Below are 16617 nucleotides of genomic sequence, written 5' to 3'. Positions count from 1 at the left end.
AAGGAGAAAGAGAGTGCTCCCTTTCCCCTCCGGCGATTCTATTTCCCGTACGCCTTTTCTAGTCGGTTACCCACCATTTGATGACATGGAAGTATTGACCGTATCCAAGCGACGGTTCCGGACGGTCTTCTTCCGCCCAATGCACCCGAGGTCCCGTTCCGATCGCCTGCCCGTATTGATACAGGAACACGTAAGGCAAATCGGTGGAGATCTCCTTGGCCACTTCTTTATAAATCGCCTGCCGTTCCGCCTGATCGACCGTCGAGTATCCGTCCACCCATAGCTGATCCAGCTTCTCGTTTTTGTACCAGCCGCTGTTTTGGCCCGCCGGCGGGAAATATTTAGAGGAGAATACGTTTTCCGAATCGGGATCCGGCGTATTCAGCGACCAGCCGAGCAGGATCGCTTGGTATTTGCCCGGCGTTACGTTCTGGTCGATCCATGCCGCGAAATCGATCGCTTTCGGGGTCACCTCGATCCCGACATCCTTCAGATTTTGCTGAACGATCGCAGCGATCTGCTCGCGGCGGCTGTTTCCGGCGTTGTACTGCAGTTCAAAGGAGAAGCGGTGTCCGTCCTTCTCGAGAATGCCGTCCTTGCCGGCCACCCAGCCGTCTTCGGCCAGCAGCTGTTTCGCCTTTTCCGGATCATAGGGATAATTTACGGCCGCGTCTTTCGGGTCCGCCCACGTATCCGGCAGGAACGGCGCATTCATCAGCGCGCCGACGCCTTTCAGCACATTGTCGACCATGCCTTGACGGTTAAGGGCATAAGCGATCGCCTGTCTCGTCTTTTGCCCTGCAAACAATCCGTAATTGTCCTTGAAGTTTTTCGGGTCAAAATTAAAGTTGACGTATTCGTACTGAGCCCCCGGCTTTTGGATGATCGCGATATCCTTGTTCGCTTTTACAGCTTCCACCTGAGTCACAGGTATCGCGCTGATATGGTCCGTATCGCCTTTCAGAAGCGCCTGTACTTCGGTGTTTTGATCGGCGTAAATTTTGTAAATGACTTGGGAGATATGCGGTTTCACCGCCCCCCAATAGTTAGGGTCCGCATCCAGCGTATGGCTTTCGCCCTGTTTCCACGCCGTCCACTTCCACGGTCCGCTCGTGACCGTCTTGGCCGGATCGGTGCCGAAGGCGTTCTTCTGCAGTTCCTTCACCGGAACGTCCTTCAAGATATGGGCCGGAGCCAATTCTTGGACCAGTGAATACTGGAACGGAGCATAAACCTGCTTCAGCGTAATATTAACGGTATGGTCATCGACCTTTTTCATTTTGTCGATTTTGTCATATAAACCTATTCCGGGAGCCCCGGTATCCGGGTTGCGAATCGTGTCGAACGTATAAATGATATCGTCTGCGGTCACCGGCTGTCCGTCGCTCCACTTCGCCGTATCCTTCAGCTTCACGGTGTACGTTTTGCTGTCCTCGGAAATTTGCGGAAGTTCCGCGGCCAATGACCACGGTTCGGCGGCGACATTTCCTTCCCGGTCCAAATCATACAACTTGGCAAAAATAAACTGCTCCACATCCCCCGAAGACGTGTCATTTATTAAAATCGGATTTACATTGACGATATCGGAAAACGAACTGAGCGTAAGCGTTCCGCCGTCCACCGGTTCATTGGCCGCCTTATCCGTTCCCGGCTCGGACGAATTTTCGGTTGGCGTCTTGTTTTCTGGCGCAGGTGTTTTGGAAGCCGTGTTGTCCGTGCTGCAGCCCGTAAACAAGATTCCGACCAGCGATAAAATAAGTAAAACCGACCACATTTTGCTCCTTCTGCCCATGATGCAATGACTCCTCCTTTTTGAATTATGTAATTGAAACCGATCCTCTTATGGGAAAAAATCACAGTTGAATTATTGATCATAATACATGTGAAAATATCTTACGTCAATATCTTTTTTAGCAAACTGTTGGTTCCTGAATTATCATATTTTTCAAAAAATATAAATTAAAAGTTTGTGTAAAACGCTTACAACGTTTAATAAGTTATGTTTTATTACATATAACTAACATTAATGATAGCTTGTTTTTGACACATATTACATAAATATGACAAGATACGACTAGGCTTGTCTATAAAATAATCACATTTTGTCGTATCGCATCGATTGATATCGTTCAATCTCAGGGTTAGTATGTTAGAAAACCTGGCCAATTTCCCCCGCCCTTCTGGGGCATAGAGAAAAGAAAGGATCACGGAGCGGAACAATAATCCGCCTGTGATCCTGCTTTTGTTGTATATTAGAATGAATTAGAATACCTCGTAATTATGACCATAGTTATTATCCCAATACGTTTGCCCACCGGTTGTATACGAAATCGCATATTTAACATTGGTAGCACCCGGAACATTGAAACTGTAGTTCCAATTTTCAACACTATTGAAATTATTCAAGGAGCCATTATAAGTGGCGTAGCCCTCTTGAGTCGTTGCCCAATCATCCGTTGTGTACCGTATCTTCACGATTTTCGTAGGATCCAGGTTTTTCACATAAATATTTCCGCTAAATTCACCATTGCTCAGAGTACTATTGGCGTTAAGCACATTTGGTGATCCCAAAATCACGGATCTAAGTGGAACTGTACTATTCACTTCATTGTAATAATTCGCTGACCCGTTGTTATCCCAATAGCTCTGGTTATTCACTTCGTATTTGATTGAGAATTTTATGAATCTCAGATTCTTCAACTCAGAATGTTCTGTTGTGGAACCATTTGTGGAAATGCTAAAACGCCATTTCTCATGGTTTACATCTGTCGGACCTACATAATACGCACTCGTATCATACCAATTTGTGTTATCTGTCGTGTAATGGACAGTCACATTCTTCACGGGTCCCAGATTAACCACTTCAATATTGCCGCTGAATCCGACATATCCAGGTTTATATATAACGCTGACATCCGAGTCAATAAGCTTGACCTCATCACCGCTCGCAAATGCCGATCCAGCAAAAGATACACCAAAAATCAGAGTAAACATCATCAATCCAGCAAATATTTTTTTTATTGCTTTCACAATTTTACCTCCTCTAATTTTAAATCTTCACACCTGAGTCTGAACCGACAAGGAAAACATATATTTGTAGGCTTTATTGTTCTTTCATCCCTCCTTCAACTGTTCGAAACCATTTTGCTCCTTTCTGAAAGCCAATCATTTACTGTACAAAGGATAACTCTGGTGGGAATTTATGTAAATAGTAAATAAGTAACATATTTTGTACAAATACCTATTCTTTCTTCGGTTCTACTACGAGAACTCTTCCCCTTCTTTCATGAGCCAAAGTCCCTGCGCATCGCCCTCTACTCCGCCGGAAAATGTATATTCACAAAAAAAGCAGCCGGAACCATGTAGGTTCCGGCTGCCGTTTTCAGCTTGCCGATTACTCCGTAGTGTAAGGAAGCAATGCGATTTGACGAGAGCGCTTGATGGCAACCGTCAAAAGGCGTTGGTATTTCGCGCTGGTGCCCGTTACACGACGAGGCAAAATTTTGCCGCGTTCGCTGATGAATTTCTTCAGCAACTCGGTGTCTTTATAATCAATGTGAGTAATTTTATTCACAGTGAAGTAGCACACTTTACGACGTTTGTTGCGGCCGCCGCGGCGAGCCGGTCTCTTGTCGTCTCCGCCTTCTCTTTGTTTGAAGCTCATGCTTTTCAGTCCCTTCCGTAATTAAAATGGCAAATCGTCATCCGAAATGTCGATCGGTTTCCCGTCATCGGAGAAAGGATCATCTTGATTGCTGCGCGAGAATCCGCCGCTGCCACGGTTGTTGCCACCGTTGCCGCTGCCACCGCCTCCGAATGGAGACTCCTCCCGCATGCCGCCTCCGCCACCTGAGCCGCCTTCGCGGTTCGATTCCAAGAAACGGACATTGTCGGCAATAACTTCGGTGACGTACACACGCCGGCCTTCGTTATTTTCGTAATTCCGTACTTGAATACGTCCTTCCACCGCGGTAAGCCGTCCTTTCCGCAAATAGTTCGCGCAAGTCTCAGCGAGCTGCCTCCAGGTGACCACCGGAATGAAATCCGCTTCCCGTTCTCCACCCTGCGAGGTGAACGGTCTGTCCACCGCAATCGTAAACTGAGTCACCGCCACGCCGGAAGGCGTATAGCGAAGCTCGGGATCCCGGGTAAGACGTCCGATTAGAATGACACGGTTCAACAATCAAATCCCCTCCTTCGGGAAGTGTTTACTCAAACTTGAACAATTAGGCTACGTCTTTCGTGATGAGATAACGGATAACCTCGTCGGAAATCTTCAAAATCCGCTCAAGCTCGGCAACCACTTCAGGGGCAGCCGTGAAATTTACGAGCACGTAAATTCCGTCGCGAACCTTGTTAATCTCATACGCAAGCCGGCGTTTGCCCAACACGTCGTGTTTGGTAATTTCACCGCCGTTTTGGATGATACCTTGGAATTTTTCGACTGTAGCTTGAACAGCTTCTTGTTCAACGTCAGGACGAATAATGTACATCACTTCATATTTGCGCATCTGATTCACCTCCTCTTGGACTATGGCCCCTAAATTGCTGCGCTTAGGAGCAAGGAGCGAGCGTAAACTCGCACCATATTAATATACCAAATTGCCCGGGCCACTGCAAGTGCAAGCCTAAAGAGAGCCCAAACGGCCCCGGGATATAGATCGCGGCGGTTTAACGGCCGCCCTGGTTTTCCGTTTTCCCCGCAGCCGTCAAATCTTTGAATTTACTGGACTTCGTGCCGTAAGTCCCCTGCATCACGGCAATCCCCAAGACGGCGACCGCCAGCGTAATGGCCAGCGCGAGACGGGACCCGATTTCCCAAGCGGCCCCCGTAACGAGCGAGCCGATAAATGACCCCAGATACTGGATGCTGTTGAATATTCCGTTGGTCGTCCCCCGATAGCCGGCGCCGGCCATATCGTTGACGCAGCTTTGGGCGATCGTGGACACGCAAATGTAACAAACCATAAACAATACGCTGCCCGCCAAAATAAACCCGTAGCTCAGCTTGTAGAACAAGGCGATACCGACGGCGCAGAGCAAAAAAGCGGCTTGCAGCAAAATAAAGCGGTACCCTTTGGCCGCGATTCGGCCGGAAAATTTCAAAGCAATAATCGCTACGGCCACCGCAGGCATAAACACCTTCCACATTCCGTCCGTTCCCGTGATGGTCTGCAGATCCATCGGAACGATGTAAAACACGGCCACCATAACATAATTGTTGATGAAAGCAGCCGCGTTTAATTTTAAGTAGGCCTTATTTTTCAGCAAACTCTTCATCAGCGGTTTTAAACCGGACGGAACGTCTTCCCCCGCGGGCCGGCCTGCCGCCGCCCCCCCTGGCTCCCTCTCAGGCTCCTTTAAAAAGAACAAAATGAGCAGCCAGCTTACAGTAATAATGAAGGCGCACGCCAGAAACATTTCGTTGACGGTCAATATCCGGTGCACCATCGGCCCGAAGGCAAACGAAGCCGCAGCGGCAAAGCCGATGCTGGCGCTCGCGATGCTCATCGCTCTCAGACGCAGCCATTCGTCCAATCCTGCGGATATCCAGGAAAATACCACGGCTATGACCGCGCCGCTCCCCTGAAGGGCGCGGGCTGCAATCAGCCAGTAGATGCTGGTGGCGTAATAAGCGAGGACAAGCCCGACGATGACCTGGGCAAATCCGATCAATATGACTTTTTTATTTCCGATTTTATCGCTCCATAATCCGAACGGAATCTGAAACACGGCCTGCGCCAGACCAAACACGCCCAGCGCCACCCCGGCGAGCGTCGGCGTATATCCGCTCAGCGATTTGGAATACACCGATATAAACGGCATCACCATCGTCATCGCAACCTGCCGGATGCTGACCGCGGTACTAAGGATTAGCAAAAAGCCAAGCCCTGCTCTTGTGAAACCTTCTGTCTTGTATTTGCCGGTGCCGTTCATTGCATCGTCTGCTCCCAATCTTGCGGCATATTTTGATGGATGATCCAGGATTTATCGATATGCTCGCGGAAAAATTGCGGCGTAACTACCGCTTTTACTTTAATATGGCCCGTGATTCCCGTTTGTTCGCTTCTTTGCCGCTCCAACTCGGCGAACGTCCCCGGCCGGAATTGTACATAATGGGGCGGCTTAATGATCGTTCGCGAATAATTGCGGTAGGCGATGCGGATCTCTTTCAATGCCGCCGCAAAGGCGTCCATGAATTCGTTCATGGTCTCCGGCGATAGAACCTCTTTCATTTCAATCCCCAGACAATGGTGGACAAAACAATCCCGGTCCATCCAGCCGAAAAACAGATGAGGCCCCGCCTTCAGCTTGAGCCCGGCGGCAGCCTGATTAACGGCCTGGGCAATCTCCGCTTCGTTCAGCTTCTCCCCCGTTAAGTTGACCATGGACACCGTCCGTCCGACAACTTTGATCTGCGGCGGATCAGCCGACACGAATCTTACCACATCACCAGTCGTATAGCGGTACAGCCCATTAGAGCCCGTAATGATCATTTCGTACGGTACATCCTGCCTCACGTCCGCCAAAGGACACACGCTGCCGCTTTCCGGATCGCGAAATTCAAAGTAATACAAATCCGCGTTCAGCGTAAGCCCCGGGTCCTGCTCGGAATAAACGCAACCATACGCCCCTTCGGTGCCGGAATAAAAGTCGCTGACCCATACACCGTCGCCCAGCACTTGCCGGATTTGCGGAATAAACGTATCGTAAAGCACACCGGTAGACAACATCACCCGGAAGTTGGGCCATAGCTTCAGCAAATCGATACTGCCGTCGTCTCCCATCGCCGCCCGCACCGTCTCACGGTATTCGGGCAAGCGGGAAAATAAGCTGCCGCTCCGGTATTTAATATAATTCAATAAGTTCAGCGAGAAGCTGGTAATCCCGCCAATGCCGACAATATTGTGCTTTAGCGCGTATTTGGCCGTTTCAAACATTCTGCGGTCGTAATCTTCAAGCTCCATCACCGAATCGGGGACCGGATTAATATCCCTCAGCCTTGAGTTGTAGGAACTCATGATGCCGGAAATATAGCCGACCGGTACCCCGTTGATTTCCCCGACCTTCCGCGGCCCCGCCGTCGATAAAACCTTTCCGTCGGGCGGCAATAATAAGCCGCCGCCGGACTCCATATACCCGATTAAATTCCGCTTGGCGGCGCGAGACCACTGATCAAGGCTTTCACGGGTATGCGGTATCAGCTTGGCCGTGCCGGACGAACCGCTGGTTTTGGCCCAATAAAAGATTGGATCGCGGGTTAACACCCCCGGCTTCCGCTGCGCCTCTTCCAAATCGGGGGCGTATTCGTTATAACTTCTGACCGGTACGGCCCGGCGATACTGATCGGCCTCGCGCATTTGGGCAAACCCGTATCTCCGCCCTACTTCAGTCGATTCATTTTTACGGATGATGGACATCAGTAAATTTTGTTGTGTTATTTCAATGTCGGCAAGTGACTCACGAAAAGCGTTGAAATCTTCATACAATTGCCCCGTCAAGCGCTGTTTCGTAATCATCTTTGTACCATCCCTTTATTCGCAAATTCCTTTCATCAGAACCTGATACACTTCTTCCCAAGCTTGTTTCAAGGTCAGACCATGATCATGGAGAAACTGGTGCTCATAGATGATGGAACTCGTCTTCTCGATCATAAAAATGAGAATTTCCGGACGAATCGTCGGTCTCAGCAATCCTTGCCGCACTGCCCCGTTCAATAAATCGGTAAGCAGCCGCACTTTAAAGCGGCGGTAGGCCTCGACCTTTTCCCATTCCCGGGGATAGACCTGGCGGGCTTCTTCGATAACGGGCAAAGGCAACTTATATTTATGGTAGGAAAATACGGCAGCCCGGAACCGATCCCGCCATTCCTTGGCTTTATCCATTTCCTGAAGCGTACTGGTTCGATCGCTCCCCAACACCTCATCGAAAAAAACGGAAATAATATCGTCCTTGCCCGAAAAGTACTTGTATATGGTTTTCTTGCTGATGCCAAGCTGTGCGGCCAAATCGTCAAGCGTAAACCTCCGCAGACCATGCCGGCCAATAAGCTGAGAAGCTGTTTCGATTATCCGTTCCCGCAGCCTGCCTCCCTCCATTCTCCAACTAATTTCTACCCACACGGAAACTCAATTTAATTTTCTAGTTTCCTTGCTTATAGTACTACTTTTTCTATAATTTGTAAATCAGACTTTGGGTTTAAATTAGAATTCCGCCACATAACCTAAGAACGTTTTATAAAATTCCTCAAAGGAACTTAAAGGAGGCGGCAAGCGGCAATGGGTGAACAAACCGAATTTGAAGAAGGGCAACGGGCTCCGAACCCCGGCGTATACGTTGAGGTCGGCGAAGCGCGCAGCTTCCATACGCAAATTGAAAACCCCAAGCGGATAACGCTTGAAAAGGGCGACAAATTCCCGGAAACCACGAACAAAAACCGGAAGTGGAAAAAGGAAGAAAAAGCACGCGTTCATTAATCGCGAATTTCCAACTTTTTTCTCCGTATAAAAACCGGCCACCCGCACATAATATACTCAGACGGCGAGCAAGAGAGGTGTGGTTCCGTTGGATCAATCCGCAGGAAACAAACCATCAGGAGTATCTTGTCACTGCTTGTAGAAGCGTAAGAGCGCGGGTTGGGTAAGACCCCTCTTCTCCAATCCGCGTATGCTAAGGCAGTATCGAATGGTTCTCTAGCTTGTGTGAAAAGATTTCCAAAAATCAGTTCGCCGTCAACCAGGAAGGGCCCGCAAGGGTCCTTCTTTAATTTGGGCCTTATTTTTACAAAAAAGCCAACCCTGTTTGATATCGGAATGACACAGTTCCTTGCTGATGACTTTTACTGGATTCCAACGGCTGGCTGGTTCATGCAGACTCGCTGAAAACGAATCTGGTGCTTCTCGGCAGGTATTAATCCTAAAGTAAGAAGAGCCTGTTCCCGGAAGGAACAGGCTCTTCTTACTTTATTTTTATAACTTTAGATTACCGTTTCGAAATATCATTATAAACTTTTTCCAGCACATTAATTAAATCCTCGTTATGTAGAACACCTAAGAATTTTCCAATCTTCTCATGATGCAGCGGTATATACTGAGAACATCTTGCCACAGAGGGCTCGTCGAGCCCTGCTTCTTCCCAATGAATAATGGGAATATCCCCTTCGCCGCGTTCCCCATGAGAAGTTACTTTTATTACGATAGAAAACTGTTCTCTAGTATCAAAGATAATTGCAGGTCTTAACTTTTCCTTTTCCTCATCTTCAAAAGGATATAGCACTAAATAAACATCACCACGGTTATGGTTCATTAAGAACGGATTAATTCGAGTTAATCCCGTTCTCCCCCTTCTTTACACTTTCTATTTTTGTTTTTATTTTCGGCCTCAAGTTTTTTGTAATTAAGTTCTGCTTTTACCCAGATATCATCAATAATCGAATCGACTTTTTTATTTACTTCCGTTAAACGATCCTGAACATTAATCATATCTCTTTCATCTCCTTTATCACTCATGACAAGTACCTCCAAGAATTTAATCTTGGTAAAAGTTATGTCCAGTGAAGGATTACTTATTCGTACTATTAATAATACAATACAGCTTTTACCAGCTTAATTCAATAAAAGAATTACAATGGCTAACCTTAAAAAGGTGCATCCAGGGGCGCAGAATCAACGTACAACCCGGAACTCTTCGCTGACGTTCGGATCATTCATGGCGCAATCAATCAGAAAGTCGAGCGCAGACATCCGTAACAGGCAGGCGGCCACCTCCGCGACAATCTCCTCGGTCTGCTCGACCCCCTTCGCAACACGGACGGAATCCTTGAGTTCTTGCGAGATGTAGAGGCGCGGATGGTTCACGGGTGTATAACGCTTGACCATGCGTAAAACGAGATAGTCACCGCTAAAGTATAACGCCAAGTCGTCGCGGATTAGCCACGCCCGGTGAAGATCATAGTCAAGCGGATCGTCGCAGAAATGGCCGTCGACAACCAAAACGCGTTCAAGGTTCAGCGACATATGTAACGCACCCCTTTCGGCCAGGAATTGCCGCTTGATCAACAACCGTTTTGCGCATGTGCAAGCACCTCCAATAATTCGAGTGCGGTCATAGCGGCGATTTCCTGGATCTTTAGTTTTTGCGGCAGATTAGCGTCAAACAATACGCTGCGGGATTCGCCGACCGTTTGTAGCCCTCCGTCTACCTCTTTGACTCTCTCAACGACGAGGTATGTACCTGCCCCGGATTGATCCGCATAGACCGCGACATTCCCGTTTAATCTAATCCCGTCGTGGACAAGCACGCTCGGTTCGACTAGACCGTCGGGGTCTTCGCAAATCTCCGTTATTTTTACGAGGTTCACTCGAATCATTCCTCCAGTGCCGCGATGATCAATATGTCTAGCTCGTTGTCAGTGGTGTGGATTTTATGTAGCGCCTTTTAAGCTAATGGGGTTTTCCATGCACAGCCTTCCAGGCCCGGCCAATCTCCGACAACCGCGAAATAACCGCACACTCGGCCTCAAGATCACTCAATACCACCAGATCATCCCTTATCAAAAAAAGCGTCACACTCGTCAATTTTAATTTTTTGCATAGTTACGCCCTCCTTAAATTTGAAATAATAACCGTAAATCAATCCAGTTACCGCCCCGCGTACGGACGTATAGCCGCCTGTTAATAACTTTACCGACGCGGAACCTCATAGGCCCAACTAGTACAAAGATAATAGAGCTCATAGCAAAATCCCCTATAATGTAATAACGTTATTTTGTTATTCATATATATAACAATATATCGTTATCCCGGCATTGTCAATACCTATTTCGATATTTTAAAATAACGTTATGGAGGCGATTTTATGGCTCGAACAGTTGTTTCAAGGGTCGGAGAAATTCTCAAGCGGAGAGGAATGACACAATTACAACTTGCGGAAAAAGCGGAGCTCCGTCCAAGCACGATAAGTGAAATAGTCAGAGATTCGCGAACAGTAATCAATAAGGAGCACTTAGCGAAGATCGCTGACGCGCTCGAAGTCGACGACATATCAGAACTGATCGTATTAGAAAAGGAGTAGGCCTTTTTCACTTGTCAGTAAAAAACAAACCTATTAATATGCAAAATGTACATACCGGCCGTCGACTGTTGAGTTCGCGGCTTTTTATAGTGCGTTTTCCGTGGAATTTACGGTAAATTTTAGGCATTTCGGGCACAGTGAGTGTTATCGGAAGGATTGCGGCAAAGGCTCCGTGGGTGCTGGCGAACTACATAGTGTGGTAAATTTTTGCTAAATTCCTTGAAGTAACTTAGATACTGGCTCAAAACCGAGATCAGTGCTTGACAAAATAAAATTATGACTTTGGCTCTGAGGTGGCTGTCTATAGTGTTCGTGTCTTGGTATCCTGTATGCTGCTTTGCACGATTATCCCTTTAGTTCAGGGGGTAGAGGGTGGGGGCTAATCACGGTCCTTTCATTTTTCCTGGTGTCTTGCCCCGCTCCTCTCGTCAGGTCTGCTTCACTTCTTCCTAAACCTCCTTCTCACAAACCTGTCTAACGATCTCGAGCATGTCTGCTTCTCCCAAACCTATTTTCTTCTCCTGAATTTACCATCCTCTCTGCTTCCGGATCAAACGGGATAATCATGCAAAGCGTCCGGGCAGTGGATGTTGATCAGCCGACCAACCCACCGGCCTTCCCAATTCTCAAGCTTTCAACGCCCTTCCGATATTTCTTGCCACGATCGGTTACCGGCTTGACTGTCAAGCGCTTATTATTGGGTTGAGCCTAGATAATTCTGATTTAGCTTCTTGCAGTACATCTAAGTTAACGTTTTCTCTCCATTTCATTTATCCATAATAAAAGCCTTCTACGCAATTATAACGTAGAAGGCTTGGAATCATTCAGGTATGTACAAATCATAATGGTGCGGTTTGTGTATAATGGCGGAGAGGGTGGGATTCGAACCCACGCACGCCTTGCGACGCCTAGTTGATTTCGAGTCGCATATCTGCGCATTGATTTCGGAAATGTCCCGTAATATCAACGTTCAGTTTGCGGACACATGCCGGACTGACTCCGATACTTCTACGTTGTTTCGATTATCTACTATTATAATAGAAGCGCGATAGGAGTCAAGTTCGTACTTACAATTTTTGCCATACGGGTTTATTTTGCTACGCGTATTGTGCAGGGGCCTGTCGGGCGGCCCAGCGGAGGGTGCCTTGGGGGTCGTCGCTTTAACGCAATAAATCGTTAAATAATCGTAATTTTTACGTTATGCATTTTTATACACATACATTTGCACAAAACACGGATTTTGGACAAATATACTACGCCTCCAACCCGCGCCACTACTGCGTTTGTGGATTCGTGTATAAATACGCTTTATGCATTGTATATACATTTCCAGTAGAAACCGCATAACGGCGCGGTTTTTCGGCATATTAGTTGGAAATTTATACACTGCGTATTGGTACGCTTGCGTGCCGTTCATATACCGCTTATGCATAAATATACACGCAAGGCTGGCGCAAATTCACCGCCTGACCCCCGATTTTGCGAGCGGGCACGCGCCAGGAGCCCGCAGCAGGAAATCCGCGCCTAGTCCGAATAAATCCGAAACAAATACGCCTGTAATCCGCATGGTTACACGCAACCACAGGCGCAAGCGTTTCGGACTCTCCCGGTTACTTACCGTTAATCATCGCGTCTAATCCCTCGATCTCCGCGCGAATCTCCTCGTCCGTCTTACGGCGCGTCTCGACCGTATCGCGCATGTCCTCGACGACGGTTCGGTCGGTAAGCAGCCCGTAACGGCGCATGAACAAGTCGAGCGCTTTAACGGAAGGAATCCCGTTCGCTCCGCCACGGATCGCGCGCATGAGTTGAACGTAAACCTCCGATCGCATAGCGTCAAGGTTGCGCTCGGCCAGATAGTTCACGTATGCCGCAAAATGCTCCTGCGATTTCCACTCAAAAAGCGTACTGCGCGCGATTCCGATTTCGTCCGCTAGTTCCTGCATGGTCTTTTTCTTGCCGTCATCGCCGAGCAACTCGCCCCATTCGTTCGCGACCAAAAGCTCCGCAGCCTTCCGTTGTTGCGGCGTTAATTGCGCTTCAAGCGCTTTCCGTTGTTTGCTCATCAATATCGTCCTCCTCTAGTTTCCTCTTCGCTGCATCAACCGCAGCCCGCAGCGCGTCCGGATTGGATAATAGGTGCTCGGCTTCTTTCCGCGCGTCCATATCGTATTTGCCGTGTTGGTCAAAAAGGTCGTGGCGGAGCCCCTCGTCCTTCGTCATCCACTCGATACAATAATGAACTCCGCGCATTTCCTTATTCGTATTAATTTCGTCTGATCTTCCCGCGTCAATCAGCGCGTTTATGCGCTTCATAGCCGCAAGGACTCCGTTAGCCCCGAGCGCATGAAGACTGCAGAAGAAACCGACCGAGCGATTCAGTACGCGCGCCATTTCCGCGTATTCGGCGAGTTTGTCCATATCAATCCTCGCAACTTGGCCGGCCGCAAGGATCGACGCGTATCTGACCGCAATCGCCCGAAACGGCTGCAGGCGCTCAACCAACGCGAGCGATAGCGGTATCTCTACGAAATCCTCTCGCTCTGGCGGGTCCGGCGGGAGCCCTTTCTCGATCCGGATTTGACGCAAGCGCTCCGTTAATCCCGCGATGTCGAGGCGTATTTCATCGTTGGTCATATTTCTCATTCGCAAATTCCTTTCGTATTAAAATAAGCGGACTAAGCGCCATTATGCTGCACCTCCTACGTTACCGACCCGATCGAGCACGAAATAGCGCTGGCCGGCGTTGGCCGACGCAACGATTACGCGATCTCCGACTTTGAGTTCGTCGAGATGTTCGATTTCAATTTCGTTAATTGCGATAGAACCAGCGCTGAAATCGAACTCATCCTCGTAGGTTTCGTCCGTAACTGGCGGCGAAGATTCCGTTTTCCTCGTTGTCCGCGTGTATTCCTTCATTAATAGCTGCGTAGTCGGCAACCCCTTAAGCGCAACCTTTTCCGTCCACCTCGTTAAGTGCTGCGCTACGATCAAGTCGTCCGCATCAAGCGGTATTTTCATGTTGTCGATCTGGACTTGGAGAGCGGGTGGCACGGCTATTACCGTGCCAAGTTCGCAGTCCACGTCCTTGTTGTAGCCGATTTGCTTGACGATATCGCGGAACTGACTTATCCCGCTTCCTTCGATTAATTCAAACGCCATGTCGTTTTAGTTCGCCTCCTTTTATGCGTTCGCCAGGTCTCGCGCGAGCCGTCCGACGAATGTCTGATAGTCCATACCGTTACTGATGTTGATTGGCCCGTTGACCTGGATAGTGACGCTCTTACCCCCACCGCCACGTTGCTGCTCGCGGTACTCTGCGGCTTCTCCACGCGTGAGAACCATTTCGTCTTTATGCAGACGTGCGTTATAGCCACTATACGGCACGCGATCGAGTCCGCTGGAGTGGCCCTTCCCGAAACTTCCTTTGCTGCTGCTTACGCCCGTATTATTGCTGTAATCCTTAAAGCTTGAAATGGTCGGATGTTTTACCCAACTGGTAAAGTCGCTTAGTCCATCCTTAAACCCTTCCCAAGCCTTTTCTCCCCAACCTTTAGGCTCGGGAGCAGAAAAGTACCACCCTTCCGCCGCGCCGGGTGCAGGCTTCCCTTCGGCCTCGCGCTTAGTTGCGTCCTCAATCCCCTTTTCCCACGCGCTGAACTGACGATTAAACTCTTCTTTTTGGCGAATAACCGGCGAAGTTCCCTCGACCAGCGCTTTAAACCAGGCCGGCGCGGTCACGGAAAGCGCAACCGTTAAGCCGATTGGCGTTGGGCTTGCGATCAATGCCGCGACCCCTAGCGTTGTGGCTAGAACGGGATTGTTCAGGATTCCCTTAGTCATTTCGGACGCCAGGCCTGCGATTATATTTGTCGCGAGTTGGCCGCCAAGCTTTAAGGCGTCGCCCATAACGGGAGTCAGATCGTCGAGGACAAACCTCACCTGACTCTCCAATGTCGTAAGCTTCTGAAACTCGGGATTGTTGGTGAAATGGGTACTTATATAATTTTTCACCTTACCAACTAAGCGCTCCATGGCCGCCGTGATTTGCGGAGTGTACTTGCCAACAAATTCAGCCGCAGCATTCGCGAAGTCCTTAAGGATCGGCATCGTAGGGAGTAGCGCGGAGATTTGCAACGTCTCTATAGCGCCTTGGAATTGTTCGACCGCTCCGGCCGCATTGTTCATTTTTTCCTCTGCGACTTTTAACGCGGTTGTCGTGCTCATCTCGCTATAGAACTTTTTAACACCCTTTGCGCCAGCCTTGTAGAGTGTGGTCGCCGCCTTTACTGCATCTGTCCCAAAGGCGTCAAGAAATGTCGCGGTACGATCTTGATCGGTCATGCCCTTAGTGGCTTCTCGCAGAACTTCCGCGATCTCATCCAAACTCCGGATTTTGCCGTTTTCAAAAAACTTATTCGCTTTTCCCACGCCAATTCCGAGCTTCTTAAATAACTCCGTCGCTTTTTTGGTCTGTGGTTGCAAAAACATTAGGAAAGACTTGAAGCTGGTCCCCGCATCCGACCCGCTTTTGAGGCCATCGTTCGACATCAGACCAATAGCCGCGTTTAAGTCTCGGAAGGATACGCCGGCCATGTCTGCAACACCGCCCGCCGAGGCGATTGCGTAACCGATATTTCGTATATCGGTAGCGGCTGCATTCGCCGTGCCCGCAAGTATATCCGCAGTTTGGGACGCAGATAGCCCGTCTTTCTTAAACGCGTTCATGGACGTTGCCATCGTTTCAGCCGCTTCCGCGAGTTCCAGTCCGCCGGCCGTTGCGAGGTTAAGCGACGCGTTAAGGCCGCCGCCCTGTACTTGAGCCGTCGTCATACCCGCTTTGAGGAGTTCTTCGATAGCTTGCGCGGCTTCCATCGCAGAGTATTTCGTAGCCGCGCCTTGCTCCAACGCGAGCGCTTGCATTTGCTGCATCTGCTTGTCCGTGGCACCCGTCAACGCTTTAATCGAAGACATTTGCGACTCGAAGTCCATCGCCTTCTTAACGGAATCGGCCGCCAGGGCAACGCCGCCAACCGCAACGCTCATTCCGGTTGCAGCGACGCCGAACTTTGCGAAGGAGCTCATTGCGCGGCGAAGCGGCCGGGACGCCTGGTCTATAAGGCGTAGGTTCGCGACAATATCAATTGCCATCTTTCGCCAACTCCTCCGCGATCATCCGCGCCCCGAACGCCTCCCAGCGGCTTGTCAGCGCCTTCCACGCCCGGATATGAGCCGCTATTTTGCGCCGTGCCTGCCGCGCGTTACCGCCCGCAACCGCCTCGTCTACCTCGTTTAAGCAGCGCACAACGTCCGCCATCGACCGACCGAAGTCGTTAACTTCCTTAACCGGTGACTGCCGCAAAGTAGTGGCAATCTCCGTCCAGGTTGCGTATTCCTTCGGGAAAGCGGCCTTAAAACGATAATTTCCAGGTCGGCAGTACGTTACGGTCTGCTCAAGTAACCGCAGGATCGGAACGGCGCGCTCGGCTGCTGTAATTTCTGCGTCTGTGATCTTGATATTCATGACCCCCTTATAATGAAAGA

General features: G+C 49.3%; 19 protein-coding genes. 2 read left to right on the top strand and 17 right to left on the bottom strand.

The genetic code is table 11. The features are described from left to right. Window positions 1-58: 58 nt before the first annotated feature. From NYE74_RS03575 to NYE74_RS03540, 8 genes are all read right to left on the bottom strand, one after another. The gene (locus NYE74_RS03575) at window positions 59-1792 is read right to left on the bottom strand and encodes a peptide-binding protein (protein WP_213511052.1); all 1734 of its coding nucleotides are present in this window, start codon (window positions 1790-1792) and stop codon (window positions 59-61) included. A 470-nt stretch (window positions 1793-2262) separates the two neighbouring features. Beyond that, window positions 2263-3030 (bottom strand): carbohydrate-binding protein, encoded by a 768-nt coding sequence (locus NYE74_RS03570; RefSeq protein ID WP_051985149.1) that lies wholly within the window; start codon window positions 3028-3030, stop codon window positions 2263-2265. A 364-nt stretch (window positions 3031-3394) separates the two neighbouring features. Continuing rightward, on the bottom strand, window positions 3395-3664 hold the full coding sequence (gene rpsR / locus NYE74_RS03565) for a 30S ribosomal protein S18 (RefSeq protein ID WP_082207605.1): 270 nt from the start codon (window positions 3662-3664) through the stop codon (window positions 3395-3397). Between the two features lie 21 nt (window positions 3665-3685). Continuing rightward, the gene (gene ssb, locus NYE74_RS03560; protein ID WP_036618248.1) at window positions 3686-4183 is read right to left on the bottom strand and encodes a single-stranded DNA-binding protein; all 498 of its coding nucleotides are present in this window, start codon (window positions 4181-4183) and stop codon (window positions 3686-3688) included. 43 nt (window positions 4184-4226) lie between these two features. Further along, window positions 4227-4511, bottom strand: a complete 285-nt coding sequence (gene rpsF / locus NYE74_RS03555) for a 30S ribosomal protein S6 (RefSeq protein WP_036618247.1) — start codon at window positions 4509-4511, stop codon at window positions 4227-4229. 160 nt (window positions 4512-4671) lie between these two features. After that, entirely contained in the window at window positions 4672-5937 is a 1266-nt protein-coding gene (locus NYE74_RS03550) for an MFS transporter (protein WP_213511054.1), read from the bottom strand. Beyond that, complete coding sequence (locus NYE74_RS03545) at window positions 5934-7520, bottom strand: GH3 family domain-containing protein (protein ID WP_036618245.1); 1587 nt, start codon at window positions 7518-7520, stop codon at window positions 5934-5936. Before NYE74_RS03545 ends, NYE74_RS03550 begins: the two co-directional genes overlap by 4 nt. A gap of 15 nt (window positions 7521-7535) precedes the next feature. Further along, complete coding sequence (locus NYE74_RS03540; protein ID WP_036618243.1) at window positions 7536-8099, bottom strand: TetR/AcrR family transcriptional regulator; 564 nt, start codon at window positions 8097-8099, stop codon at window positions 7536-7538. Window positions 8100-8279: 180 nt separating this feature from the next. Here NYE74_RS03540 and NYE74_RS03535 point away from each other — a divergent pair, with 180 nt between their 5' ends. After that, entirely contained in the window at window positions 8280-8477 is a 198-nt protein-coding gene (locus NYE74_RS03535; protein WP_036618241.1) for a YjzC family protein, read from the top strand. Between the two features lie 505 nt (window positions 8478-8982). Here the strand turns inward: NYE74_RS03535 and NYE74_RS03530 are convergent. From NYE74_RS03530 to NYE74_RS03515, 4 genes are all read right to left on the bottom strand, one after another. Further along, on the bottom strand, window positions 8983-9306 hold the full coding sequence (locus NYE74_RS03530) for a type II toxin-antitoxin system PemK/MazF family toxin (protein WP_316560415.1): 324 nt from the start codon (window positions 9304-9306) through the stop codon (window positions 8983-8985). Between the two features lie 20 nt (window positions 9307-9326). Continuing rightward, the gene (locus tag NYE74_RS03525) at window positions 9327-9509 is read right to left on the bottom strand and encodes a hypothetical protein (RefSeq protein ID WP_316560416.1); all 183 of its coding nucleotides are present in this window, start codon (window positions 9507-9509) and stop codon (window positions 9327-9329) included. 156 nt (window positions 9510-9665) lie between these two features. Next, complete coding sequence (locus NYE74_RS03520; RefSeq protein ID WP_316560417.1) at window positions 9666-10016, bottom strand: hypothetical protein; 351 nt, start codon at window positions 10014-10016, stop codon at window positions 9666-9668. A 38-nt stretch (window positions 10017-10054) separates the two neighbouring features. Further along, entirely contained in the window at window positions 10055-10360 is a 306-nt protein-coding gene (locus tag NYE74_RS03515) for a hypothetical protein (protein WP_316560418.1), read from the bottom strand. Window positions 10361-10857: 497 nt separating this feature from the next. Here NYE74_RS03515 and NYE74_RS03510 point away from each other — a divergent pair, with 497 nt between their 5' ends. Beyond that, window positions 10858-11073, top strand: coding sequence for a helix-turn-helix domain-containing protein (locus tag NYE74_RS03510; RefSeq protein ID WP_316560419.1), 216 nt, complete (start codon window positions 10858-10860; stop codon window positions 11071-11073). 1610 nt (window positions 11074-12683) lie between these two features. Here NYE74_RS03510 and NYE74_RS03505 read toward each other — a convergent pair. From NYE74_RS03505 to NYE74_RS03485, 5 genes are read right to left on the bottom strand one after another with little or no spacing between them, the layout of a single operon-like run. Beyond that, on the bottom strand, window positions 12684-13139 hold the full coding sequence (locus NYE74_RS03505) for a phBC6A51 family helix-turn-helix protein (RefSeq protein ID WP_316560420.1): 456 nt from the start codon (window positions 13137-13139) through the stop codon (window positions 12684-12686). Further along, a complete protein-coding gene (locus NYE74_RS03500; protein ID WP_316560421.1) occupies window positions 13114-13719 on the bottom strand; it encodes a hypothetical protein in 606 nt (201 codons plus the stop codon). Before NYE74_RS03500 ends, NYE74_RS03505 begins: the two co-directional genes overlap by 26 nt. Before the next feature lie 42 nt (window positions 13720-13761). Next, on the bottom strand, window positions 13762-14235 hold the full coding sequence (locus NYE74_RS03495; RefSeq protein ID WP_316560422.1) for a DUF2577 domain-containing protein: 474 nt from the start codon (window positions 14233-14235) through the stop codon (window positions 13762-13764). Between the two features lie 21 nt (window positions 14236-14256). Then, complete coding sequence (locus tag NYE74_RS03490) at window positions 14257-16224, bottom strand: phage tail tape measure protein (RefSeq protein ID WP_316560423.1); 1968 nt, start codon at window positions 16222-16224, stop codon at window positions 14257-14259. Beyond that, window positions 16214-16597: a hypothetical protein gene (locus tag NYE74_RS03485; RefSeq protein ID WP_341004583.1), complete on the bottom strand. Its 384-nt coding sequence runs from the start codon at window positions 16595-16597 to the stop codon at window positions 16214-16216. The genes NYE74_RS03490 and NYE74_RS03485 overlap by 11 nt, the downstream gene beginning before the upstream one ends. Between the last annotated feature and the right edge of the window lie 20 nt (window positions 16598-16617).

This window comes from Paenibacillus sp. FSL P4-0127 (assembly GCF_038007325.1).
GTDB classification, from domain to species: domain Bacteria; phylum Bacillota; class Bacilli; order Paenibacillales; family Paenibacillaceae; genus Fontibacillus; species Fontibacillus macerans.
This window is presented reverse-complemented; position numbering and strand designations above follow the sequence as displayed.

Coding starts and splice junctions, on each gene's coding strand:
- NYE74_RS03575 (WP_213511052.1), bottom strand. CDS start 1,792: ATGGGCAGAAGGAGCAAAATGTGGTCGGTTTTACTTATTTTATCGCTG.
- NYE74_RS03520 (WP_316560417.1), bottom strand. CDS start 10,016: ATGTCGCTGAACCTTGAACGCGTTTTGGTTGTCGACGGCCATTTCTGC.
- NYE74_RS03500 (WP_316560421.1), bottom strand. CDS start 13,719: ATGAGAAATATGACCAACGATGAAATACGCCTCGACATCGCGGGATTA.
- rpsF (WP_036618247.1), bottom strand. CDS start 4,511: ATGCGCAAATATGAAGTGATGTACATTATTCGTCCTGACGTTGAACAA.
- rpsR (WP_082207605.1), bottom strand. CDS start 3,664: ATGAGCTTCAAACAAAGAGAAGGCGGAGACGACAAGAGACCGGCTCGC.
- NYE74_RS03525 (WP_316560416.1), bottom strand. CDS start 9,509: ATGAGTGATAAAGGAGATGAAAGAGATATGATTAATGTTCAGGATCGT.
- NYE74_RS03495 (WP_316560422.1), bottom strand. CDS start 14,235: ATGGCGTTTGAATTAATCGAAGGAAGCGGGATAAGTCAGTTCCGCGAT.
- NYE74_RS03490 (WP_316560423.1), bottom strand. CDS start 16,224: ATGGCAATTGATATTGTCGCGAACCTACGCCTTATAGACCAGGCGTCC.
- NYE74_RS03545 (WP_036618245.1), bottom strand. CDS start 7,520: ATGATTACGAAACAGCGCTTGACGGGGCAATTGTATGAAGATTTCAAC.
- NYE74_RS03530 (WP_316560415.1), bottom strand. CDS start 9,306: ATGAACCATAACCGTGGTGATGTTTATTTAGTGCTATATCCTTTTGAA.
- NYE74_RS03510 (WP_316560419.1), top strand. CDS start 10,858: ATGGCTCGAACAGTTGTTTCAAGGGTCGGAGAAATTCTCAAGCGGAGA.
- NYE74_RS03550 (WP_213511054.1), bottom strand. CDS start 5,937: ATGAACGGCACCGGCAAATACAAGACAGAAGGTTTCACAAGAGCAGGG.
- NYE74_RS03540 (WP_036618243.1), bottom strand. CDS start 8,099: ATGGAGGGAGGCAGGCTGCGGGAACGGATAATCGAAACAGCTTCTCAG.
- NYE74_RS03505 (WP_316560420.1), bottom strand. CDS start 13,139: ATGAGCAAACAACGGAAAGCGCTTGAAGCGCAATTAACGCCGCAACAA.
- NYE74_RS03535 (WP_036618241.1), top strand. CDS start 8,280: ATGGGTGAACAAACCGAATTTGAAGAAGGGCAACGGGCTCCGAACCCC.
- NYE74_RS03485 (WP_341004583.1), bottom strand. CDS start 16,597: ATGAATATCAAGATCACAGACGCAGAAATTACAGCAGCCGAGCGCGCC.